General features: G+C 60.7%; 18 protein-coding genes. 15 read left to right on the top strand and 3 right to left on the bottom strand.

Annotated elements, in window-relative coordinates; all coding sequences use genetic code 11:
- Positions 1-115: 115 nt before the first annotated feature.
- Positions 116-1,654, bottom strand: a complete 1,539-nt coding sequence (locus RNA01_RS15075; protein WP_147181038.1) for a sigma-54-dependent transcriptional regulator — start codon at positions 1,652-1,654, stop codon at positions 116-118.
- A gap of 236 nt (positions 1,655-1,890) precedes the next feature.
- Between RNA01_RS15075 and RNA01_RS15070 the strand changes: the two genes are divergently transcribed.
- The 13 genes from RNA01_RS15070 (at position 1,891) to RNA01_RS15010 (ending at position 16,981) form a co-directional block, all read left to right on the top strand.
- The gene (locus RNA01_RS15070; RefSeq protein ID WP_147181037.1) at positions 1,891-3,744 is read left to right on the top strand and encodes a M3 family oligoendopeptidase; all 1,854 of its coding nucleotides are present in this window, start codon (positions 1,891-1,893) and stop codon (positions 3,742-3,744) included.
- A 20-nt stretch (positions 3,745-3,764) separates the two neighbouring features.
- Complete coding sequence (locus RNA01_RS15065; protein ID WP_147181036.1) at positions 3,765-4,925, top strand: aminodeoxychorismate synthase component I; 1,161 nt, start codon at positions 3,765-3,767, stop codon at positions 4,923-4,925.
- Entirely contained in the window at positions 4,910-5,539 is a 630-nt protein-coding gene (locus RNA01_RS15060; RefSeq protein ID WP_147181035.1) for an aminotransferase class IV family protein, read from the top strand. The genes RNA01_RS15065 and RNA01_RS15060 overlap by 16 nt, the downstream gene beginning before the upstream one ends.
- Positions 5,539-5,823, top strand: a complete 285-nt coding sequence (locus RNA01_RS15055) for a YciI family protein (RefSeq protein ID WP_147181034.1) — start codon at positions 5,539-5,541, stop codon at positions 5,821-5,823. The genes RNA01_RS15060 and RNA01_RS15055 overlap by 1 nt, the downstream gene beginning before the upstream one ends.
- Positions 5,824-5,871: 48 nt before the next feature.
- Positions 5,872-6,765, top strand: coding sequence for a heme-dependent oxidative N-demethylase family protein (locus RNA01_RS15050; RefSeq protein ID WP_147181033.1), 894 nt, complete (start codon positions 5,872-5,874; stop codon positions 6,763-6,765).
- Between the two features lie 112 nt (positions 6,766-6,877).
- Positions 6,878-8,323, top strand: a complete 1,446-nt coding sequence (locus RNA01_RS15045; protein ID WP_147181032.1) for a homospermidine synthase — start codon at positions 6,878-6,880, stop codon at positions 8,321-8,323.
- Positions 8,324-8,532: 209 nt separating this feature from the next.
- Positions 8,533-8,895 carry an outer membrane lipoprotein Omp10 gene (gene omp10 / locus RNA01_RS15040; protein ID WP_147181031.1) on the top strand — a complete coding sequence of 121 codons (363 nt, stop codon included), beginning with the start codon at positions 8,533-8,535 and terminating at the stop codon, positions 8,893-8,895.
- Between the two features lie 216 nt (positions 8,896-9,111).
- Positions 9,112-10,950 (top strand): 5'-nucleotidase C-terminal domain-containing protein, encoded by a 1,839-nt coding sequence (locus RNA01_RS15035; protein WP_147181030.1) that lies wholly within the window; start codon positions 9,112-9,114, stop codon positions 10,948-10,950.
- A gap of 124 nt (positions 10,951-11,074) precedes the next feature.
- Positions 11,075-12,109 carry a ferrochelatase gene (gene hemH, locus RNA01_RS15030; protein ID WP_147181029.1) on the top strand — a complete coding sequence of 345 codons (1,035 nt, stop codon included), beginning with the start codon at positions 11,075-11,077 and terminating at the stop codon, positions 12,107-12,109.
- 531 nt (positions 12,110-12,640) lie between these two features.
- Positions 12,641-13,219 (top strand): hypothetical protein, encoded by a 579-nt coding sequence (locus tag RNA01_RS15025; RefSeq protein ID WP_235916664.1) that lies wholly within the window; start codon positions 12,641-12,643, stop codon positions 13,217-13,219.
- A gap of 101 nt (positions 13,220-13,320) precedes the next feature.
- Positions 13,321-15,270, top strand: a complete 1,950-nt coding sequence (locus tag RNA01_RS15020; protein WP_147181027.1) for a methyl-accepting chemotaxis protein — start codon at positions 13,321-13,323, stop codon at positions 15,268-15,270.
- Positions 15,271-15,514: 244 nt separating this feature from the next.
- Entirely contained in the window at positions 15,515-16,519 is a 1,005-nt protein-coding gene (locus tag RNA01_RS15015; protein WP_147181026.1) for an SPFH domain-containing protein, read from the top strand.
- A gap of 3 nt (positions 16,520-16,522) precedes the next feature.
- On the top strand, positions 16,523-16,981 hold the full coding sequence (locus tag RNA01_RS15010; protein WP_147181025.1) for an NfeD family protein: 459 nt from the start codon (positions 16,523-16,525) through the stop codon (positions 16,979-16,981).
- On the opposite strand, the gene RNA01_RS15005 is transcribed toward RNA01_RS15010, so the two are convergent.
- Entirely contained in the window at positions 16,982-17,977 is a 996-nt protein-coding gene (locus RNA01_RS15005) for a KpsF/GutQ family sugar-phosphate isomerase (RefSeq protein WP_147181024.1), read from the bottom strand.
- A 209-nt stretch (positions 17,978-18,186) separates the two neighbouring features.
- On the opposite strand from RNA01_RS15005, the gene RNA01_RS15000 reads away from it, so the two are divergent.
- Positions 18,187-19,701, top strand: coding sequence for an outer membrane beta-barrel protein (locus RNA01_RS15000; protein WP_170253466.1), 1,515 nt, complete (start codon positions 18,187-18,189; stop codon positions 19,699-19,701).
- 64 nt (positions 19,702-19,765) lie between these two features.
- Here the strand turns inward: RNA01_RS15000 and galU are convergent, their stop codons facing one another.
- Positions 19,766-20,653, bottom strand: a complete 888-nt coding sequence (gene galU / locus RNA01_RS14995) for a UTP--glucose-1-phosphate uridylyltransferase GalU (protein ID WP_147181022.1) — start codon at positions 20,651-20,653, stop codon at positions 19,766-19,768.
- Between the two features lie 257 nt (positions 20,654-20,910).
- Here galU and RNA01_RS14990 point away from each other — a divergent pair, with 257 nt between their 5' ends.
- On the top strand, positions 20,911-22,062 hold the full coding sequence (locus tag RNA01_RS14990) for a lytic murein transglycosylase (RefSeq protein ID WP_371864073.1): 1,152 nt from the start codon (positions 20,911-20,913) through the stop codon (positions 22,060-22,062).
- Positions 22,063-22,093 lie beyond the last annotated feature (31 nt).

Raw genomic sequence — 22,093 nt, 5'->3', positions numbered from 1 at the left:
TCTGCCACAGGCGCACAAGCAATCCATATATAGTGAACGTATGCCTAACAAGTGATTAGCCGCTGGTAAAAGAACATCTTTACCCAACAGTTAACAATGGGGCATCATAGTGGCTTCAAGCCGCGTGTTTTTGCGGGTCGTCGGGGTCGATACCGTAGTCTTTCAGCTTTCTATAGAGGGTCGAGCGACCGATACCCAGCTTGCGCGCAACCTGGCTCATCTGGCCGCGGTAGAATTTGAGCGCGAATCGAATCAGCTCCTCCTCGATCTCGGCGAGCTTGCGCACATTGCCCGCTTCGTCGGTGCTGATGATGACGTTGGCGGAAGTGTCAATGACCGGAGCGCCCCGGTCAGCGGATGCGGTTTCGCCGAGCGGAGCCGGCGCCGGAGCCGCTTCGGGCGCGATTGCGGCGGGGGGTTGCGCACCGGTGAAGACTGGACGAGTGCCGACAGCATCGCTGGAAGGCCACGCCGATTGAACTTGCGAGAGAATCTGGGGGAAATCACGCTCGCCGAGAACAGCTCCCTCGGCCAGGACCACGGCCCGGAAGACGGCGTTCTCGAGCTGTCGTGTGTTGCCTGGCCAGTCATAGCCAGTCAGCAAGGCCAGCGCCGCCGCGTCGATCGCCAATGGCTTTACCAACCGCTGCTCCGCCGAGAAACGTGCGACGAATGCCCGCGCGAGATGCGGTATGTCCTCCTTGCGGCGGCGCAAAGAAGGCATGGTGACCGGAAAGACGTTGAGACGATAGTAGAGGTCCTCGCGGAACCGTCCGGCCTTGACCTCCTCGATCAGGTCCTTGTTGGTCGCCATGATCAACCGGACATTCACTTTGCGCGGGCGCTTTCCGGCAACCGTCTCCATTTCCCCGCCCTGCACCAGCGAAAGCAATTTGGTCTGGACCGGCAGCGGCAGCTCGCTCACCTCCTCGATGAACAGGGTGCCTCCCTCGGCTTCGGCGAATTTGCCCTTGATCTCGCCACTGACCAGACCCGACGCGTCCCGACCGAAAAGCACCCCCTCGATCAGGCCGTGCGGAATGGCGGCGCAGTTGACGATAACGAAAGGCCGGGCCGAACGCTCGCTCGCCGCGTGGATGGCACGGGCCATCATCTCCTTGCCGACGCCGGCTTCGCCCTCAAGCATCACAGGGATGAGGGACTGGGCAGCGCGGCGGCCAAGCTCCACGGCTCGCGCCATGGCGGCGCTTGCCGCGACGATATCGCCGAAACCGACGGCACCGGTGCGGGCCCGACGAACGGGTCGGCCTTGCGAACCGCTGCGGGTGAACTTCAGCGCACTGTCAATCGCAGCGGCGATACGCTCGAGCGAACAGGGCTTGACGAGGAACTCGAAGGCACCGGCACGCATAGCGTCGATGGCGTGATGGGTGGCGGCCTCTGACGTCTGGACGATAACCGGCACACCGGCATGCAGATCGCCGAGCGCCCGCATGAAACCGTTGCCGGCCCTCTCGGGCGCCGAAAGGTCGACAAGAACAGCACCAATATCCTCCCGATGCCTGCGGAACAGGTCGAGCCCGGCCTGATCGCTTTCCGCGACAAGAACGCCGTGTCCCAGTCCTTCGATCGCTGCCCTGAGTGAGCGGCGCTGGGCCGCATCGTCGTCGATTACAAGGATATGAGCGGTCAACTTCGAGCTCCCGGATTCATTCTGGCGCTTGATGCGAAAGGCGATGCGCACATCGCGGTTCGGGCAAGCCTGCCAGAAAGGACTGAAGATCCTGTTTTGAGAAAAGCTCGCATTTTATCAATCTCATAGCGGAGATCGGAAGAACCCTGGCTGTGGCTCTTGGCCCGGGTGCTTGCCCCATCGGGCGCGACTGACTACATCTCCTTCTCAACCAGTTCGGAAAAGGAAGGACCACCATGCAGAGAGATTTCCAACCCGCCCGCGTCCTGTCTGCGGCGCCGGCAGCCGCGGCTCCGCAGCCCGAACTCGGCGACCTCCCGCTCTGGGATCTCTCGCACCTCTATCCGTCGCAGACGTCCGAGAGCTTCCGCTCCGATCTTGAGAAAGCCGCCAAGGATTCGGTCTCCTTCGAGGCCAAGTGGAAGGGCAAGCTGACCGAGGCCGCGGGAGAGACTGGCCCCCAGGGGCTGGCGACATCGCTGCGCGAAATGGAGGCGCTGGAAGATCTGCTCGGCCGCATCGCCTCCTATGCCGGCCTCACCTATTATTCCGACATGACGAATGCCGCCAACGGCAAGTTCTTCGGTGACGTGCAGGCAAAGCTCACCGACATCTCCGCCCATCTTCTGTTCTTCTCGCTTGAATTGAACAGGATCGACGACACGACCATCGACACGGCCATGGCGAAGGATCCGGCGCTCGCCCACTACCGTCCATGGCTCGTCGACCTGCGCAAGGACAAGCCCTTCCAGCTGGAGGACAGGATCGAGCAGCTGTTCCTGGAAAAATCGATGACCGGAGCCGCCGCCCTGAACCGCCTGTTCGACGAGACGCTCGCCTCGCTGCGCTTCACGGTCGGCGAAGAGGAACTGCCGCTCGAAGCCACCCTCAACATGCTGCAGGATGCCGATCCGGCGGTTCGCGAGAAGGCCGCCAAGGCACTGTCCAAGACTTTCAAGGACAATATCCGCATCTTCGTGCTGGTGACCAATACGCTGGCCAAGGACAAGGAAATCTCCGATCGCTGGCGCGGCTTTGAAGACATCGCCGACAGCCGCCATCTGGCCAACCGGGTCGAACGCGAGGTGGTCGATGCCTTGGCTGCTGCGGTGCAGGAAGCCTATCCGCGCCTGTCCCACCGCTACTATGCGATGAAGGCCAAGTGGCTCGGCATGGAGCAGATGAACTATTGGGACCGCAATGCACCGCTCAAGGAAACGCCGGACCGGCTGATCCCGTGGACCGAGGCCAAGGACACCGTGCTGTCCGCCTATGGTGCTTTCGCGCCGGAAATGGCAGAGATCGCCGGTCGCTTCTTCGATGAGAACTGGATCGACGCGCCGGCACGCGCCGGCAAGGCGCCGGGCGCCTTCGCTCATCCGACAGTACCCTCGGCCCACCCCTATGTGCTGCTCAACTATCTCGGCAAGCCGCGCGACGTGATGACGCTCGCCCACGAACTCGGCCACGGCGTGCATCAGGTACTCGCCGGCGCTCAAGGCCCGCTGATGTGCCAGACGCCGCTGACGCTGGCCGAGACGGCATCGGTCTTCGGCGAAATGCTGACCTTCCGCGCCCTTCTTGACCGCACCGCGGACAAGAAGGAGCGCAAAGCCATGCTCGCCCAGAAGGTTGAGGACATGATCAATACGGTCGTGCGTCAGATCGCCTTCTACGAATTCGAGCGGAAGGTGCACACCGCGCGCAAGGAAGGCGAACTGACGGCGGAGAAGATCGGAGAGCTGTGGCTTTCAGTGCAGGCCGAAAGCCTCGGTCCGGCCATCAAGATCTCAGAGGGCTATGAGAGCTGGTGGGCCTATATCCCCCATTTCATCCACTCGCCGTTCTACGTCTACGCCTATGCCTTCGGCGACTGCCTGGTGAACTCACTCTACGCCGTCTACCAGAGCGCCGAGGAAGGCTTCCAGCAGAAGTATTTCGAGCTGCTGAAGGCCGGCGGCACCAAGCATCACTCGGAGCTGCTCGCGCCCTTCGGCCTCGACGCCACCGATCCGTCGTTCTGGACCAAGGGGTTGTCGATGATAGAGGGCCTGATCGACGAGCTGGAGGCGCTTGATAGAGCCTCCTGAACCGGAGAACACCCAGCCCTATGGCTGACCATCCGCCCCATGTGCTGTTTCGCGACGACAAGCGCGGAGAGAGTCTGCTGTTTGCCGATCCGCGCGAGATCATCATCGCGCGGACGGCCGACGAGGTCCTGCCGGCTTTCGAGCGACTGGAGGCGGCACGGTGGCAAGGCCGATGGCTGGCCGGGCACGTCTCCTATGAGGCGGGCTATGTCTTCGAAGAAAAGCTAAGGTCGCGGATCGTCGAAGGGCGGGAAACGCCCCTTCTGGCGATCGGCATCTTCGATGCGCCCGAGTCAGCCGGCCACCCGCTGGCGGCACCGCCTGCCGAGGCTTCGAGCGGCTCTTTCCTGACGGATCCCCAGGCGGCCTGGGATTTCGACACCTATCGCGAAAAGTTCCAGCGCCTGCACGACCACTTGCGCAAGGGCGACTGCTACCAGGCGAACCTGACCATGCCGATTGAGGCGCGCTGGCGCGGCGATCCCCGGTCCGCTTTCTGGTCGCTCGTCGCGCGCCAGCCGGTACACTATGGCGCGCTGATCGACCTCGGAGGTCCGGTGATCCTGTCGCGCTCGCCGGAACTCTTCTTCAAGGTCGATGAGCAAGGCTGGATCGAAACCCACCCGATGAAGGGCACAGCCGCCCGTGGCGCCTCGCCGGCCGAAGACGAAGCGATCATCGCCGCCATGCTCGCCGACGAGAAGACGCTCGCCGAGAACCGTATGATCGTCGATCTTCTGCGCAACGACGTCTCGGCGATCAGCGAGGTCGCTACGCTGTCCGTCCCGAAACTGTTCGAGATCGAAACCTATCCAACCGTGCACCAGATGGTGAGCCATGTGCGGGCGAAGCTTGTGAAGGGGATCGGCCTGCCCGACATCTTCCGCGCCCTATTCCCCTGCGGCTCCGTCACCGGCGCGCCGAAAATGTGGGCGATGCGCATCCTCGCCGAGCTTGAAGCCGGACCACGCGACGTCTATTGCGGCGCGATCGGCTTTTGCGACCCGGCCGGACCGATGCGCTTTTCCGTGGCCATACGAACACTGACACTTTTCAAACACGGCCGGGCGGTCTTCAATGTCGGCGGCGGCATCGTCTTCGATTCGAAGGCGGAAGCGGAATACGAGGAATGCCTGTTGAAGGCGCGCTTTGCGGTAGGGGATCAATGGATTTCTCGCTGATCGAAACCATGCGGTGGCAACCGGGAGAAGGCTTTCTCCGGGTCGACCAGCATATGCGGCGACTGTCGCGCTCGGCGGATGCGCTGGGCTTTCGCCAGCCGCAGGATGCCTTGGCCAGGCTCAACGCCGCCGTGGAGGGCGAAAAACCGCTGCGCGTCCGCCTGACCATGACCTTCCGCGGCAAGATCGATGTGACGGCGCGGCCGTTCGACCTGCAGCCGGAGGACACTGTCTGGAGGTTGCGGATCGCCACCACCCGGCTGAAATCCGACGATGCGCTCTACCGCCACAAGACCTCGCGTCGCGAGCCCTATGAGGCTGCCCGCGCCGAGTTCACCCCGGAGGAGGCCGACGAAGTGCTTTTGCTCAACGAGCGCGGCGAGATCTGCGAGGGTACGATCACCAACCTCTTCGCCGAGGTCGAGGAAGGCCAGTTCGTCACCCCGGCCCTTTCCAGCGGTCTACTGCCAGGCGTCCTTCGCGCCGAACTGATCCGCGAGCGCAAGGCCAAGAGCGAGGTGCTGCGCCCGGAAGACCTGAAATTTCGCAAGCTCTATGTCGGCAATTCACTGCGTGGATTGATCCGCGCTGAATTGGTGGAAGGCAACGCCTGATGTTCATCCTCTCCCTCACCTACAAGAAGAGCAACGACGAAGCCGACCGGCATATGGAATCGCATCTGGCCTGGGTGAAACAAGGTTACGACGGCGGCATGTTCCTCGCCTCCGGTCGCAAGGTGCCCCGCACCGGTGGCATGATCCTTGCCAAGGGCGAGCGCTCGGCGATCGAGGCCTATGTGGCGGCCGATCCCTTCGCCTTACACGGTGTCGCCGACTACGAAATCATAGAGGTTGCCATCACGACGGCCTTGCCTCAACTTGAGGATCTCAAGGGGTGACAGCGCGCCGGCCTGTCGCTACCGGCTGCACGAGGTCCTCGACAGAACATGCCCGCCTATACGCCCTACTCCAGCAACACGAGCAAACCTTTCGCCATCGGTCTTTCCGCGCTGGAAACCAGCCGCTGGATCGAACCGGACAGCGACCTTAGCGCCTATCTCGAGGAGAAGCGGCGGCTGGAGGCCGAGCATTTCCGCGACATCTATCGTGATTGTCCCGAAAGTCTGGACGCCCAGCAGGAATGTCTCGACTTGCTCGCGGCCCATCTCCTTGACCACCATGGCGACATCTATGCGCGCGAGGGTTCGATCATGTCGATGGCCGGTCATGAGGTCGATCTTGCCGACGAAAGCCGCCCGCCGCTGCTGCGCGCCGGCTCGCTCGTGCAGGACGACCTGGTGATCCTGCGCAAGAAGGCCGACGGCTGGACGATTATCGCCGCCCACCTCGCCTTCCCCTCCTCCTGGTCACTGGCGGAGAAGTTCATGAAGCCGATGGCCAAGGTTCACGCCCATGTCCCCGGCTTCCAAGGCGGCACGCGCAACGACATGATGATCAACAGGGTCTTCGATAATCTCCAACCAGATCTGCCGGCTGAGCGCTTCAACTGGTCGATCAACTGGCGCTATGCCCTCTATCATCCGGTCAGTGTCCGTCCGTCGAGCGACCCCGCCTCGCTCGGCATAGATCCGCGCGCGGCGTTCGTCCGCGTCGAGCGGCAAACGCTGCGCAAGCTGCCCGCAACGGGTGACCTTGTCTTCACCATTCGCATCTATCTCGACCCTGTCTCCGTGTTCGAACAGCACCCTGACGGCGCCCGTATGGCGCAAGGTCTGGCAAACCAACTCGAGGCGATGACCGAGGAGCAAATCGACTACAAGGGACTGGCGGAAAAGCGCGATGATCTCCTGCGCTGTCTACGCGCCGGCAACTATGCGTAAAAATCCTTCAGGATCGCTTCTCGCGCCTGAAAACGGGCCTTTATTGTGTCAGGTTTTTGTGATCTAGAACCGCCCAGATCAGCGGGCTTACCCGCATTCCAAGGAGATGGAAATGACCCAGAAAGCCTATCCGGTATACGGCGAGATCACCGGCCCGATCGTCATGATCGGCTTCGGTTCGATCGGCCGTGGCACGCTGCCCCTGATCGAGCGCCATTTCAAGTTCGACAAGAGCCGGATGGTGGTCATCGACCCGCGCAATGACGAAGCCGAACTGCTCGCCCAGCATGGCATCAAGCATATCCAGGCCCACGTCACCAAGGACAATTACAAGACGCTCCTGAAGCCACTGCTGACGGAAGGCCAGGGCCAGGGCTTCTGCGTCAATCTCTCGGTCGACACCGGCTCGGTCGACCTGATGAAGCTGTGCCGCAAGCTCGACGTCCTCTATATCGATACCGTTGTCGAACCCTGGCTCGGCTTCTACTTCGACAAGAACATGAAGAACGCCGACCGCACCAACTATGCGTTGCGCGAGACCCTTCGTCAGGAGAAGGCCAAGAACCCGGGCGGCACCACGGCCGTTTCCACCTGCGGCGCCAATCCGGGCATGGTCTCCTGGTTCGTCAAGCAGGCGCTGGTCAACCTCGCCAATGAGACCGGTCTGAAGTTCGAGGAACCGGCCGCAGACGACCGCGAAGGCTGGGCCAAGCTGATGAAGAAGCTTGGCGTCAAGGGCGTTCACATCGCCGAACGCGACACCCAGCGCGCCAAGAACCCGAAGCCGCTTAACGTCTTCTGGAACACTTGGTCGGTCGAAGGCTTCATCTCCGAAGGCCTGCAGCCCGCCGAACTCGGCTGGGGCACCCATGAAAACTGGATGCCGAAGAACGCCAAGAAGCACAAGAAGGGCTGCAAGGCGGCCATCTATCTGGAGCAGCCCGGCGCCAACACCCGTGTGCGCACCTGGTGCCCGACGCCCGGCCCACAATACGGCTTCCTCGTCACCCACAACGAGTCGATCTCAATCGCCGACTATTACACGGTCCGCGACAAGGACGGCGAAGTGACCTACCGTCCGACCTGCCATTATGCCTATCATCCGGCCAATGACGCGGTTCTGTCCCTGCACGAGATGTTCGGCAATGGTGGCAACGCCCAGCCAGTGCTGCACGTCCTCGATGAACACGAACTGGTCGACGGCGTCGATGAACTCGGCGTGCTGCTCTACGGCCATGAAAAGAACGCCTACTGGTACGGCTCGCGCCTGTCGCTGGATGAAACCCGCGAGATTGCGCCTTACCAGAACGCCACCGGCCTGCAGGTGACCTCGGCGGTTCTGGCGGGCATGGTCTGGGCGATCGAGAACCCGAAGGCCGGCATCGTCGAAGCCGACGAAGTGGACTACAAGCGCTGCCTCGAAGTGCAGATGCCCTACCTTGGTCCGGTCGAAGGCCATTACACCGACTGGACACCGCTCGACGGCCGTCCGGGCCTCTTCCCCGAGGACATCGACACCAAGGATCCGTGGCAGTTCAAGAACGTCCTCGTTCGCTGATTCGCCTATCCTCGACAGACGAACTCGCCCGCCGCTTCACGCGGCGGGTTTTATGTTGCCAAATTTCAATAAGTTGCTGCTAAACTTGAATATCCCGGCGCCGGACAGCTTGCGGCCTTGCTTTCACCCTGCCTTCGCGGCATGGTTTTTGCAAAATTGGCCAGGCGTTCCGAGGTCGCTGGCCAAGAGTGATTAGGCAGGAGACGGCGATGAAGATCAGGTCCATTGTAACTTTGCTGGCATGCACGGCGACGCTTGCCGCCTGCTCTTCGGGTGGCCCGCGTCCCCTGCCTCCGATGCGGCAGGCTCCGACCGTCGATGGCGCCTGGGTCGATCCGAACGGTATCGTCTCGACGTTCCAGGGCGGGACCTTCTCGACCCGCACCACCGATAGCAACCAGTTGCTCGCCTCCGGAACCTACGCGATGGTTTCCGATCGGCTTGTTGAGATCAATATGACCTCATTGGTGCGCAATACCCAGTCCAAGGTCAATTGCGCCATGGTCACGCCGAACCAGCTCAATTGCACCTCCGACGGCGGTGCCCAGTTCTCCCTCGCCCGCCGCGGCTAAGCCAGCCTCACATCAGATTTCTGGACACACCGGTCGATGGAAACGTCGGCCGGTGTGTTGTTTTGCGGCCCAGCCAACCTCTAAATTGCAATGCGCAATTTCGCTTGCAGTCGCACGCGCTTGATGAAAACATCGCCGCCATCAAAGACCTTTCCGCGCGCCGCATGAATGCCAAACGGCCTCTTGCTGCGCTATTGCGAAAACAGGAGCTAAGCGATGTTTAAACACCTGCGATCCGGCCTCTTGAGTGCCTCTGTGCTCGCCCTTTCCGCCAGCGGCGCCTTTGCCGATTTCGAGCTGAACATCCTGCATATCAACGATTTCCATTCGCGCTTCGAAGCCATCAACAAGTATGATTCAACCTGCTCGGCCGAAGAGACCGGCAAGAACGAGTGCTTCGGCGGCATCGCCCGCGTCAAGACGGCGATCGACAGCCGCCGTGCGGAACTGAAAGACGCCAATGTCCTGGTTCTCGATGCCGGCGACCAGTTCCAGGGATCGCTTTTCTACACGACCTACAAGAGCCCGCCGATCGCCGAATTCATGAACGGCATCGGCTTCGACGCCATGGCGATCGGCAACCACGAATTCGACGACGGCCCCGAAGAACTGGCCCGCTTTATCGACGCGCTGAAATTCCCCATGGTCTCCGGCAATGTGCTGGCCGGGCTGAACACACCGATTGCCGGCAAGTACAAGCCCTATATCGTCAAGGACTTCGGCGGCGAGAAGGTCGCCGTAGTGTCGGTTCTTGCGACCGATACCGATGAAACCTCCTCTCCCGGAGAGGGCGTGCTGTTCATCGACGAAATCGGCTATCTGAAGGATGCAGTCAAGGAGATCGAGGCGGCTGGCGTCAACAAGATCGTACTTCTGTCGCATGTTGGCTATGTCAGGGATCAGGAAATCGCCAAGGCCGTCGATGGTATCGATGTGATTGTCGGCGGCCACAGCCATACATTGTTGTCATCGACCGACGAGAAGGCCGCGGGCCCCTACCCGACACTGGTCAAGAACCCTTCCGGCAAGGACGTGCCGATCGTCACAGCCTACGCTTATTCCAAATATCTCGGCGACCTCAAGGTCGTTTTCGATGACGCCGGCACGGTGAAGACCGCCGAAGGCGCACCGAAGCTTCTCGACGCCTCGGTGACACCGGATGAAGCTTACACCGCCAGGGTCGCGGAACTCGGCGCACCGCTAGAGGAAGTGAAGCGGAAGGAAATCGGTGAGACCACTGGCATCATCGACGGCTCCCGCGAAGTTTGCCGCGTGGCCGAGTGCTCGATGGGCAATCTGGTTGCCGACGCCATGCTTGACCGGGTCAGGGACCAGGGCGTAACGATCGCCATCCAGAACGGCGGCGGACTGCGCGCCTCGATCGACGCCGGCACCGTCACCATGGGCGAAGCCCTGACCGTCCTGCCTTTCCAGAACACGCTGGCCACCTTCAAACTCAAGGGTTCCGACATCGTCGCGGCGCTTGAGAACGGCCTTAGCCAGATCGAGGAAGGCGCTGGCCGCTTCCCGCAGGTTTCCGGTCTGAAGTATTCCTTCGACAAGTCGAAGCCAGCCGGTAGCCGTGTCGTTTCGGTCGAGGTTAAGGAAGGCGACGCCTTCGTCACCCTCGCCCCGGAAAAACTCTATGGCGTTGCCACCAACAACTACATGCGCGCTGGCGGCGACGGCTACAAGATCTTCGCAACCGCTGGCCAGAATGCCTATGATTTCGGCCCTGGCCTGGAAACCGTCCTGGCCGACTACATCGCCAAGAACAGCCCCTACAAGCCCTACACCGATGGCCGCATCACGGAAGTTGCCACTGCGGCGGCGACGACGACCGAAGCTCCGGCAGCAACAGCCGCACCGGCTGGCGCCGAGGCTGTGGCTGGAACGACAAAGACATACACCGTCGTCCTGGGCGACAGCTTGTGGAAGATTGCGGTCGCAACCTATGGTGATGGCACCTACTGGACGAAAATCGCCGAAGCCAACAAGCTGAAGCATCCGAATGTCATCAGCATCGGCCAGGAACTCGAGCTCCCTGCCAAGTAAGGGCTGTATGCCGCACCTACCGAACCGGTCCGGGCTTTCTCGGGCCGGTTTTTGCTTTTAAGAGATGATCCCGATAGCGCGCTCCGACGTATTGGATATCGAGCGACACAAGCAGGATATCGACATGACCGTAGACAGATCACATCTCCCCGCAGACCACCCACCGGTGAAGTTCGGCAAGGTTGGCGTCCTTCTCGTCAACCTCGGCACGCCGGACGGCACCGACTACAAATCGATGCGCCGCTATCTGGAGGAGTTCCTGACGGATCGTCGCGTGATCGAATGGTCAAGATGGCTCTGGTATCCGATCCTTTACGGCATCGTCCTGAACAAGCGGCCTCAGAAGGTCGGCAAGGCCTATGAGACCATTTGGAACAAGGAACTGAACGAAAGCTACCTGCGCACCTATACGCGCAACCAGGCGGAGCAGATGGCCGCCGCCTTCGCCGATCTTTCGAATGTTCGTGTCGATTGGGCCATGCGCTATGGTCAGCCGTCGATCAGATCCAAGATGGACGAACTGCAAAAGGACGGCTGCGAGAAGATCCTCGTTTTCCCGCTCTATCCGCAATATGCCGCCGCCACCACGGCGACCGTCAATGACGAGGCCTTCAAGGCGCTGCTCGACATGCGCTGGCAGCCGGCGCTGCGCACCGTGCCGCGTTATCATGACGACCCGGTCTATATCGAGGCGCTCGCGGCCTCGATCCGCAAGCATCTGGCGACCCTCGACTGGGAACCGGAAATGGTGCTGACCTCCTATCACGGCATTCCACAGTCCTATTTCAAGAAGGGCGATCCCTATCATTGCCAGTGCTACAAGACGACGCGGCTACTCGGTGACGTGCTGGGCTGGGACAAAACGAAACTGATGGTCACCTTCCAGTCGCGTTTCGGGCCAGAGGAATGGCTGCAACCCTATACCGACAAGACGGTGGAAAAACTCGCCAAGGAAGGCGTGAAGCGGATCGCCGTTATCAATCCGGGCTTTGTCTCGGACTGCCTGGAAACGCTGGAGGAGATCGCCGTCGAAGCGGGCGAGAACTTCCTCCATAATGGCGGAGAGAAGTTCACCCATATCCCCTGCCTCAACGACAGCGAGGAAGGCATGCGTGTGCTTGAGCACGTGGTGCGCCGCGAACTGCAGGGCTGGGTCTGATCGCTCGCCTTGAGCCAGGCGCTCGCTGTATTGCGCCTGGCCAGACTGTGCCCCCTGGCGCGCCTGAATGGACCAATCCGGATGGGAGGGTGCCCTCCGCCCATGATGCAAGAGCGTCTTGGCGACTGCGTCCCCATGCCTTTAATTTGCATTGCAATGCCAGCCCGTGCGTAAAACACGCGGCCTCCGTGCGCTCAAAAAAGTCCAATAGTTCGGCACGTTGCGAACGCAACCCAAACAGGAACCAGATGACGCTGACGGTCACGGAGAGCGGCGGCCTCGTCGGTCAAAAAGTGAACCATATTCAGGAACATGCGCCGTCAGAGCCACATAGCCTAGCAGATCTCGTGATCACGCGTTAGTTGCAAAAATCCTTATCAAGCGCCCATTAACAAAAGTTAAGCCTATGATATTAATGGTGAATCTCGGCGAGAATTTTCAACGTTAACGCTGCTTTAATTGGCCACTGATAGATTTCGCCTTACGGAGGAGAAACCTATGGCAAAATTGAAGACAATGTTGAGCGCCGCAATGCTGGCGCTGTCCGCGTCGCAAACCTTGGCACAGTCACCAGAGCCCAATGCAAGAGCCTTGGTCACGCCGGCCGTACTGGGCGAAATGCGCAAACTTATCGATTCGGAAATTGTCCAGATCTCCATAGCCGCGCAGAACAGGCACCACCAAAAGCTCACGCAGTCCGAAATCGACGCCCTGGACAAGCAGTGGCGCGCCGAGCGCGAACAGGATGACAAACCGCTGATCGCGGCAACCCTGTCCAATCCTCTGTCAGTCTATCTCGCCCGCATCCAGGGACGCTCCCTCGGTCTGTATGCGGAAATCTTCGTGATGGACCAGAACGGCCTCAACGTTGGCCAGAGTTCGGTGACCAGCGACTTCTGGCAGGGAGATGAGGACAAGTTCCAGAAGACCTTTGATGTTTCCAACGATGCCGTCTTCATCGACGCGCCCGAATGGGACGACGAGGCCAAAATCTGGCGTGGCCAGGTCAGTTTCACCGTAGCCCAAAGCGCAGACAAGAAGCCGATTGGCGCGGTCACCGTCGAACTCAATCTGACCGAGCTGGAACGGCGCGCCGCCGCCGGTATCTGAGACTTAGCAAAGAGCCAAACGCCGATCGTCCAATGTCTACCGGATCGGCCGGTCCTCATCCGACAGATCGCTGCTACCTGCGAACCAAATAGGGTTAGATCATGATCAAGAACATATCAGTCAGCGCCAAAGGCTTCGCGGCATTCGGCATTTTGGCGGTCATCGCCATCGGCGCGTCCGGCACCATCTACACTCGCGTCACAACGGCGACGGCACTGGTCGAAAACAAACAGGTCATCGATCAACTGTTGGCAAAGAGCGCGAAACTCAGCGACGACATGGTGCAATCAGATCTGGCGCTCAAGAACTTCCTCCTGACGGGCAATCGTGATTTCGTCACCGAATTGGAGCAGGCATCCCAGAAGATTGACGCTGAACTGCCCGAACTGGAAAAGATCTTCAGCGAAGAGGCTCAGGACGAGTTGCCGATGCTGCGCGAGGCCGTGGCCAAGCTGGGCGAATGGCGTACCACCGTTGCCGACAAACAGATCAAGTTGATGCGTGATCCCATGACCGTCGAGCTCGCCCGCGCGATCGAACTGACCGGTGACGGCTCCAGATTGCTGCACGAGTTCGAGGGAAAGCTCAAGAACCTCACCACGGACTTGCAGCTCCGCGCGGACGCCGCGTCCAATGCTCAGATGGCCGCACTGACCACCGTTGAGATGATCAGCCTGCTGGCCTCGGTTGTGGTTGCGCTGGTTGCCGGCCTGATGGGCTTCCTGAACTTCCAGCTGGTCTCGCGCCCACTGGCTCGCTTGGCCAGCGTGACCTCCCGCCTCGCCAATGGCGATCTGAATGTCACCATCGACAAGGGTGGCAAGGACGAGATCGGCCGGATGGCCGAAGCCATGCAGGTGTTCCGTGAAGCGGCGATCGCCAACCAGCGACTGCAAACGGAGGCCGAGGAAAGCCGTGCGCGGGCGGAAGCCGATCGGATTGCGACCCAGGAACGTGCCGAAGCCGAGGCTGCCGAGCGCCTGCGCATTGCGACCTCCGGCCTGGCCCATGGTCTGAAGCGTCTGGCCGCCGGCGAACTCTCCTTCCAACTCGACGAAGCATTTGCACCTGATTTCGAAGCCTTGCGCCACGACTTCAACCAATCGGTCCGCCAGTTGAACACGACCCTGGCCGCCATCACCAACAGCGTCGCCACCATCGAGACCGGCACCAACGAAATCGCCTCGGGGACCGACCACCTCTCCAAGCGGACGGAACAGCAGGCGGCAGCTCTTGAGCAGACCGCTGCCGCGGTAGAGGAAATCACCGCAAACGTTCTCAACTCGACCAAGCGGACAGAAGAAGCACGCTCCGTCTCCTCCCAAGCCAACTCGTCGGCCAATCAGTCGTCCGAAGTTGTGGCGCGCGCCGAGGAGGCCATGCGCAAGATCGAGGAAAGCTCGTCGCAGATCTCCAACATCATTGGCGTCATCGATGAAATCGCGTTCCAGACCAACCTTCTTGCCCTGAACGCCGGTGTCGAGGCCGCCCGCGCAGGCGATGCAGGCAAGGGCTTTGCGGTCGTCGCCCAGGAAGTACGCGAACTGGCCCAGCGCTCGGCCAATGCCGCCAAGGAGATCAAGGCGCTCATCCACAATTCGACGACCGAAGTCTCGAGCGGTGTGGATCTGGTTCGCCAGGCGAGCGAAGCCTTGCGCACCATCGGTGTCTTCATTGCCGACATGAACACCCATATGGACGCGATCGCGATCTCGGCCAAGGAGCAGTCAACCGGTCTGTCCGAGGTCAACCAGGCCGTTAACTCGATGGACCAGACCACACAGCAAAACGCCGCAATGGTTGAAGAATCCAACGCGGCCTCGGCGGCACTGGCCAGCGAAGCGGCAAAGCTGCGCGAATTGATCTCGCAGTTCACCATCAACGGAGCCACAGCGGTCCAGGCATCCGCCCTGCGGGAAACGGCGCGCAGCATGGCCCGGCCTAGCCAGCCGGTCGCCAGACGCCCGGCACCGCCGGCCCGTAGCAGCGCCCCTGTCATGCGCAGTCATGGAAGCGCCGCAGTCGCCAACGACAGCTGGGAAGAATTCTAGACGTGTCCTGTCCTCTTCCAAGGACGGCACTCGAACAGCAGATGAAAGGGCCGCGCGAATAGCTCGCGCGGCCCTTTCTCGTTTCGATTGCGCAGCTTGATGATTTGACCTGACCCGCCGGGCAAAGCTTCGACCGGAATGGCCACAGACCGGTTTTACCCAAAGCAACCTTGCCATCCGCACCAAGATCGCCCACTTGTATCTGAAGCGGAACCGCCCGCACCATTATGGAGGAGAGAGTTTCATGTCTTTTGCCGGTCCCGACATCGTCGTCGTCGCGCTGGTCGCGCTGGTCATTCTCGTCCTCTTCGCCGGCATTAAGACGGTTCCACAGGGCTATCGCTACACGATCGAGCGCTTCGGCCGCTACACCCGCACGCTGGAACCGGGCTTGAACCTCATCGTGCCCTTCATCGAAAGCATCGGCTCCAAGCTCAATGTCATGGAACAGGTGCTCGACGTCCCGACACAGGAAGTTATCACCAGGGACAACGCCAGCATCTCGGCAGACGCTGTCGCCTTCTACCAGATCCTCAACGCAGCCCAGGCTGCCTATCAGGTCGCCGATCTCGAAAATGCCATCCTCAACCTGACCATGACGAATATTCGTTCGGTCATGGGCTCAATGGATCTGGACGAATTGCTCTCCAACCGTGAGGCGATCAATGACCGCCTGTTGAAGGTGGTCGACGAAGCCGTCCGTCCCTGGGGCATCAAGGTCACCCGCGTCGAAATCAAGGATATTCAGCCGCCCAAGGATCTCGTTGATGCCATGGGTCGCCAGATGAAGGCCGAGCGCGAGAAACGCGCTCAGGTTCTGGAAGCCGAAGGCTTTCGCAACGCCCAGATCCTGCGTGCGGAAGGCGCCAAGCAGTCCGCCATCCTGCAGGCGGAAGGACAGCGAGAAGCCGCGTACCGCGAGGCGGAAGCCCGCGAGCGCCTTGCAGAAGCCGAAGCCAAGGCGACACGCTTCGTCTCGGAAGCAATCGCCGCCGGTGACGTCAACGCCATCAACTACTTCGTCGCCCAGAAATACACGGAGGCAATGGCCGCGATCGGCACGGCGCCCAATTCCAAGATTGTGTTGATGCCGATGGAAGCCGCAAGCCTGATCGGTTCACTCGGCGGCATCGGCGCCATAGCCCGCGAGGTCTTTGGTGAACAGACCTCCGCACCGAAGCCCCGCAGCGTTCCCCCCGCCCGAACGAAGCCGGCCATCAACCCCTTCGCGCCGGATCGGGAAAACTGAGTGATGCTGGGCCGTCTGGTCACCGAACTCGGTCCATGGAGCTGGTGGCTACTCGGACTGTTGCTGCTGGCCGCCGAACTGCTTCTGCCCGGCGTCTTCCTGGTGTGGATCGGCATAGGCGCGCTGGCGACCGGGATCATCTCTCTGGTGCTATGGGAAAGCGCGGTCTGGGCCTGGCAGATCCAGTGTCTGGTCTTTGCTGCGCTGGCGGTTGCCGCCACGCTGCTCGGCCGCCGGTTTCTGTCGAAGCCCGACACGCAGACCGACGAACCAATGCTTAATCAGCGTGGCGCGAGCCTGGTCGGCCGCACAGCAACCTTGCAGGAACCAATAGCCGAAGGCCGCGGCCGCATTCGGCTCGATGACACCCATTGGTCAGTCACCGGGCCTGACCTCCCGGTCGGCACCAAGGTACGGATCGTTTCGTGGAACGGCAATGACCTGACAGTAGAAGCCGACTGATCAGGCGACGCCGATTCTCAGAAGGTCGTGGAAGTGGACGATACCGAGCGGCGTGCCGTCTTCCTCGGTCACGAACAACGCCGAAATGTTGTGCTGGTTGAGGATGCCCATCGCACTGGTCGCCAACGTGGTCGAGTTGACGGTCTTCGGATTGCGGGTCATCACATCGTCAACCACCTTTTCAGCGAGATTGATGCTGAGGTGACGGGCAATATCGCCATCGGTGACGATACCGCATAGCGTTCCAGCGTCATCGATCACACCGACGCAACCGAAACGCTTCATCGACAACATGGTGATGGCCTCCGCCATGGGCGTGCCGGCCGGAACGATCGGCATGCTGTCGCCCGTGTGCATGATGTCGGAGACGTGGCTGAGCATGGCGCCGAGCTTGCCACCCGGATGGAAGGTCCGGAAGTCGTTGGCTGTGAAACCGCGGGCTTCGAGCAGGGCGATGGCAAGCGCGTCGCCCATGGCCAGCTGCATGATCGTCGACGTCGTTGGCGCCACACCGTGCGGACAGGCCTCCTGCTCCTTCGGCAGAAGCAATACGATGTCGGCTTCGCGCGCCAGCGTCGAGGTCGCGCCGGACGTCAGGGCAATCAGCGGAATGGAAAAGCGTCGCGAAAAGGAGAGGATACCGTGCAGCTCAGTGCTCTCGCCGCTCCACGACATCGCAAAGATCACGTCGTCGCGAGCAATCATGCCCAAGTCGCCATGATTGGCCTCGGCCGGATGGACGAAGAAAGATGGTGTCCCGGTCGAGGCAAATGTCGCTGCGATCTTCGTGCCGATGTGGCCACTCTTGCCAACGCCGCTGACGATAACCCGACCGGAAATACCGCCAATAACCTTGATGGCCTTGCAGAACGGACCAGCAAGGTTCCCGGTCAGAGCCTGCTGCAAGGCATCCAGCCCTGCTCGCTCGGTTGAAACCACCCGGATGGCCGATTCAATGGCTCCGGCTTCGACGAGATTTACAGCGCGCTTGATCATGCTGGGTCCATACTGCGTTTGCTTGGCCGTGTCCAGAAAATGACGTGGGAATCCTGATTGTGCGACAGGTCATACACAGCGTCGCCGCGAGAACCGAGCACTCGCAGCGCGTGACTCCCAAGATGCTACAGTCTGGCGATCGATACCAAACGTTAACCACATGGCTTTACCTTTGGGTAATCATTCCAACATCGCCAGGCAAAGTGCAGATGGTTCAGAATTCAAAGACCGAAGCGGAAGGCGCACGCCGTCGGCTTTCCGTCCTATCGGCCAGCATACTGACCTGCGGCCTGCTCGGCGGCGTCGAGCCGTCCGTCGCACAAACCGCGACGTTGTCTCCGCTGCCAACGGAAACGCTCACAGGCACCACCATGCAAGGTGCGGCGGCGGCCACGGATACGACCGGAATGAATGTCGATCCCACCACGACCGCCACGGCGGGCGTGGCGGAAGACACTGCGACTCCGCTCGCAGCGGATTCGGCGGTGAACAATGAGGAAGACCTGGGACCCCGGGCCCAGCCGCTCGACTTCGCTCGACAGAACTTGCGCGAGACGACGCTCGATGATCCGACTGCGCTCAGGACACGCCGCGATGCGGATACCGACGGGATACGTCTCGGCACCATGGTGCTTCGCCCGTCGATCAGCGAAAAGCTGGGCAATGAGCGCACAACCATCGGAGACGGAACAGAAAGTCGCACCTTTTCCGAAACCGGCCTCAAGGGCACGCTGACATCCGACTGGTCGCGTCACGAGTTGACTGTCAGCGGCGAAGGCTACTGGCAGAAGAACCTCGCCGGTCAAGGCACCACGGACCCCCGCGCCAACATCAACGCCGATCTGCGACTCGACCTCGCCGACCAGACTGTCGCGCATATCAAGGGCGGCTATTCCTTCAGCCGGGAGGACAACAACGATCCGAACGCCGTTTCCGGCGCCTCGGTCCAGTCAGGCATCCACAGGTACTCCGGCGGCGTCTCCGTCGAACATGACTTTGGCCGGCTGCGCGGCACGATCGCGGCCGACATTGTCCGTTTCCAGTATTCCGATGCCGAGCTCTCGGACGGCAGCACACTGTCGCTCAGTGACCGCAACCGCCTGTCGGGTGAACTGCGTGGGCGCATCGGCTATGAGATCTCCCCCGCTATCACCCCCTTCGTTGAAGTGGCGATCGGCAAATTGAGTTACGATCAGAAACATGACAACTCCGGCTACGCGCGTTCCGCCGATACCTATGCCGCAAGAGGCGGTATCGCCGCAGACTTCGGCGACAAGCTCAGGGGCGAACTGGGCATCGGCTATGAACGTCAGCGCTTCGAGGACAGTCGCCTCAGCGATCTCGCCGCCCTGACAATAGACGGCAATGTCACCTGGTCGCCACACCGGGGTACCGACGTCGACATCGGCCTTTCGACCACCATCGACCCTTCTACCACAGCGGGTCAGAATGGCTCGGTGATCTACACCCTCGATTCCGTGGTCCAGCACCAGCTTCGCAACAATCTGGTTCTGCGCCTGTCCAATGCGATCAAATGGACGCAATATCCGGACAGTTCAGCCGCTTCAGACTCCGTCACCTATACGACCGGCGCCGGTCTCGCCTGGAGCATCAACCGCTATCTCGACCTGACAGCCGATGTCGAATACGAGCGAAAGCGGCAGCATGGGGCGGACGACAATAACGTCCTGACGACCTCGATCGGGCTCACCGCGAAACGATAGCCACTTGATAAAAAAACGCGCCCTCAAGGGGCGCGTTCCATTTCGATCTTAAGATCCGTGCAGCCTACTTCAGGGCCGCGAGCAAAGCCTTCAGCGGTTCCTCGATCATCGGCCGGATATCGGCTCGCTCGATGGCAAAGGAAACATTGGCGAGGATGAAGCCGTCTTTGCAGCCACAATCGAAAGTCTCACCCTTGAAGTGATAGCCGGCAAAGGCCTGCTCCTTGGCGAGCTTCAACATGCCGTCAGTCAACTGGATCTCGTTGCCGGCACCACGCTCCTGCGTGCCGAGAATCGAGAAGATCTCGGGCTGAAGGATGTAGCGGCCGTTGATGAAGAAGTTGGAAGGCGCGGTCCCTTTGGCCGGTTTCTCTACCATTTCGGTAATCCGGAAGCCGCCTTCGAGCGCCTCGCCCACGCCGACGATGCCGTATTTATGGGTATGCGCCGGGTCGCATTCCTCGACCGCGACGATATTGCCACCGGTCTTGTGGTAGAGCTCGACCATGCCCTTCAGGCAGCCCGTCTCGGCGCGCATGATCATGTCAGGCAGCAACAGGGCAAACGGTTCGTTACCGACGATGTCACGAGCACACCATACGGCGTGGCCGAGACCGAGGGGCTCCTGTTGGCGGGTGAAACTTGCGGACCCCGCCTTCGGCAGCAGGCCCGAGAGCAGAGTCAACTCGGCATGCTTGTTGCGCGCCTTGAGCGTCTGCTCCAACTCGTACTGGATGTCGAAATAGTCCTCGATGACCCCCTTGCCGCGACCCGTGACAAAGACGAAATGCTCAATTCCCGCTTCGGCAGCCTCATCGACCACATATTGAATGACCGGCTTGTCGACCACGGTCAACATTTCCTTCGGAACGGCCTTCGTCGCAGGAAGAAAGCGCGTACCGAGACCGGCAACAGGGAAAACGGCTTTACGGAGTTTATTACGTCGAACCACACATTCCTCCTCAAGGATTCTGCCAAGGCGTCTTCAATACGCACGCGCCGGGTACTATATATTCACTACCATTTCGCAAAGGTTCCACTGGCCAGTGCGCGATGGTAAAGACTTTGTTGACGCTGTTGCCTTAACGTAGGCTGAACAGCCTCCAGATCGGCTGGAAAAGAACCGTAACACGACACGGGGAAATTCCCATGACCAGACAAAATCGCAAGCTTCTCGGAGCACTTGCCATTTCCATCGCCGTCGGCCTGATGCCGCAGACGGCATCGGCGGACGCTGGCTTCAAGAAATGGATCAACGGCTTCTATTCGACTGCCGCCAAGAGCGGCATCACTCAGAAGACCTATAACCAGGCCTTCGCCGGTGTCTCCGAACCCGATCCCTTTGTACTGGAAAAGGCCCGGTATCAACCGGAATTCAAGTCTCAGATTTGGGACTATCTCGACTCACGCGTCAACCCCTACACGGTGAAGATCGGCCGCGAGATGGGGGCTAAATACGGCTCAACTCTTGCTGCGCTCGAACGCCATTTCGGCGTTGATCGGAATATCCTGCTGGCGATCTGGTCGATGGAATCGAATTATGGCGCGGCTCTCGAAAGTCAGGACCGCCTGCACCACGTGCCGCGCGCGCTGGCCACCCTTGGCTACGCCGACCCGCAGCGGTCCAAATATGCCAAGCGCCAGTTGATCGCCGCCCTGAAGATGCTGCAAAATGGCGATGTTGCCTCCAAGAATCTGATGGGCTCCTGGGCCGGTGCGATGGGCCATACCCAATTCATCCCGACCAGCTACCTTCTCTATGCGATCGATGCGGACGGCAACGGCCGCAAGGACATCTGGCACTCGGTGCCGGATGCGCTCGCCACATCGGCCAATCTTCTGGCGAAGAACGGCTGGCAAACGGGCCAGACCTGGGGCTACGAGACCGTCGTGCCGAAGGGTGGCCAAGCCCATGCCGGCAAAGCCAAGACACTTGCCCAGTGGGCGGCCCTCGGCTTCGTTCGCCCGAATGGCAAGGGCTTCAAGAATGGAAGCCAGCGGGCAGAGTTGAAGATGCCGGGTGGCGGCAACGGTCCGGGCTTCCTGATGATCAAGAATTTCTTTGTCATCAAACGCTACAATGCCGCCGATAGCTACGCGCTCGCGGTCGGCCTGTTGGCCGACGAAATCGCCGGCTATGGCGGAATGCGGCAGGGATGGCCGCGGCCGGACGGCAGCCTCGACATCAAGGAAAAGTTCGAGTTGCAAAGCCGCATGCAGGCACTTGGATACTATAACGGCGAGATCGACGGCAATTTCGGCTCAGGCTCGAAAGCGGCGATCACGGCGATCCAGTCCCGTCTCGGCATGGATGCAGACGGCCAGCCGTCGCGGGATCTGCTCAACAAGCTGCGCAATTGACAATTGCGCGACTGCGCCACACATATCCTCT

The sequence above is a fragment of the Paenirhizobium naphthalenivorans genome (genome assembly GCF_007992095.1).
Taxonomy (GTDB): Bacteria; Pseudomonadota; Alphaproteobacteria; order Rhizobiales; family Rhizobiaceae; genus Allorhizobium; species Allorhizobium naphthalenivorans.
This window is presented reverse-complemented; position numbering and strand designations above follow the sequence as displayed.

What these genes read in the sequence shown, in the direction of transcription:
- hemH (WP_147181029.1), top strand. Translation starts at nt 11,075, where the DNA reads ATGACCGTAGACAGATCACATCTCCCCGCAGACCACCCACCGGTGAAG.
- RNA01_RS15065 (WP_147181036.1), top strand. Translation starts at nt 3,765, where the DNA reads ATGGCTGACCATCCGCCCCATGTGCTGTTTCGCGACGACAAGCGCGGA.
- RNA01_RS15060 (WP_147181035.1), top strand. Translation starts at nt 4,910, where the DNA reads ATGGATTTCTCGCTGATCGAAACCATGCGGTGGCAACCGGGAGAAGGC.
- RNA01_RS15000 (WP_170253466.1), top strand. Translation starts at nt 18,187, where the DNA reads ATGGTTCAGAATTCAAAGACCGAAGCGGAAGGCGCACGCCGTCGGCTT.
- RNA01_RS14990 (WP_371864073.1), top strand. Translation starts at nt 20,911, where the DNA reads ATGCCGCAGACGGCATCGGCGGACGCTGGCTTCAAGAAATGGATCAAC.
- RNA01_RS15020 (WP_147181027.1), top strand. Translation starts at nt 13,321, where the DNA reads ATGATCAAGAACATATCAGTCAGCGCCAAAGGCTTCGCGGCATTCGGC.
- RNA01_RS15025 (WP_235916664.1), top strand. Translation starts at nt 12,641, where the DNA reads ATGCTGGCGCTGTCCGCGTCGCAAACCTTGGCACAGTCACCAGAGCCC.
- RNA01_RS15050 (WP_147181033.1), top strand. Translation starts at nt 5,872, where the DNA reads ATGCCCGCCTATACGCCCTACTCCAGCAACACGAGCAAACCTTTCGCC.
- RNA01_RS15015 (WP_147181026.1), top strand. Translation starts at nt 15,515, where the DNA reads ATGTCTTTTGCCGGTCCCGACATCGTCGTCGTCGCGCTGGTCGCGCTG.
- RNA01_RS15070 (WP_147181037.1), top strand. Translation starts at nt 1,891, where the DNA reads ATGCAGAGAGATTTCCAACCCGCCCGCGTCCTGTCTGCGGCGCCGGCA.
- RNA01_RS15035 (WP_147181030.1), top strand. Translation starts at nt 9,112, where the DNA reads ATGTTTAAACACCTGCGATCCGGCCTCTTGAGTGCCTCTGTGCTCGCC.
- RNA01_RS15055 (WP_147181034.1), top strand. Translation starts at nt 5,539, where the DNA reads ATGTTCATCCTCTCCCTCACCTACAAGAAGAGCAACGACGAAGCCGAC.
- RNA01_RS15045 (WP_147181032.1), top strand. Translation starts at nt 6,878, where the DNA reads ATGACCCAGAAAGCCTATCCGGTATACGGCGAGATCACCGGCCCGATC.
- omp10 (WP_147181031.1), top strand. Translation starts at nt 8,533, where the DNA reads ATGAAGATCAGGTCCATTGTAACTTTGCTGGCATGCACGGCGACGCTT.
- RNA01_RS15010 (WP_147181025.1), top strand. Translation starts at nt 16,523, where the DNA reads ATGCTGGGCCGTCTGGTCACCGAACTCGGTCCATGGAGCTGGTGGCTA.
- RNA01_RS15005 (WP_147181024.1), bottom strand. Translation starts at nt 17,977, where the DNA reads ATGATCAAGCGCGCTGTAAATCTCGTCGAAGCCGGAGCCATTGAATCG.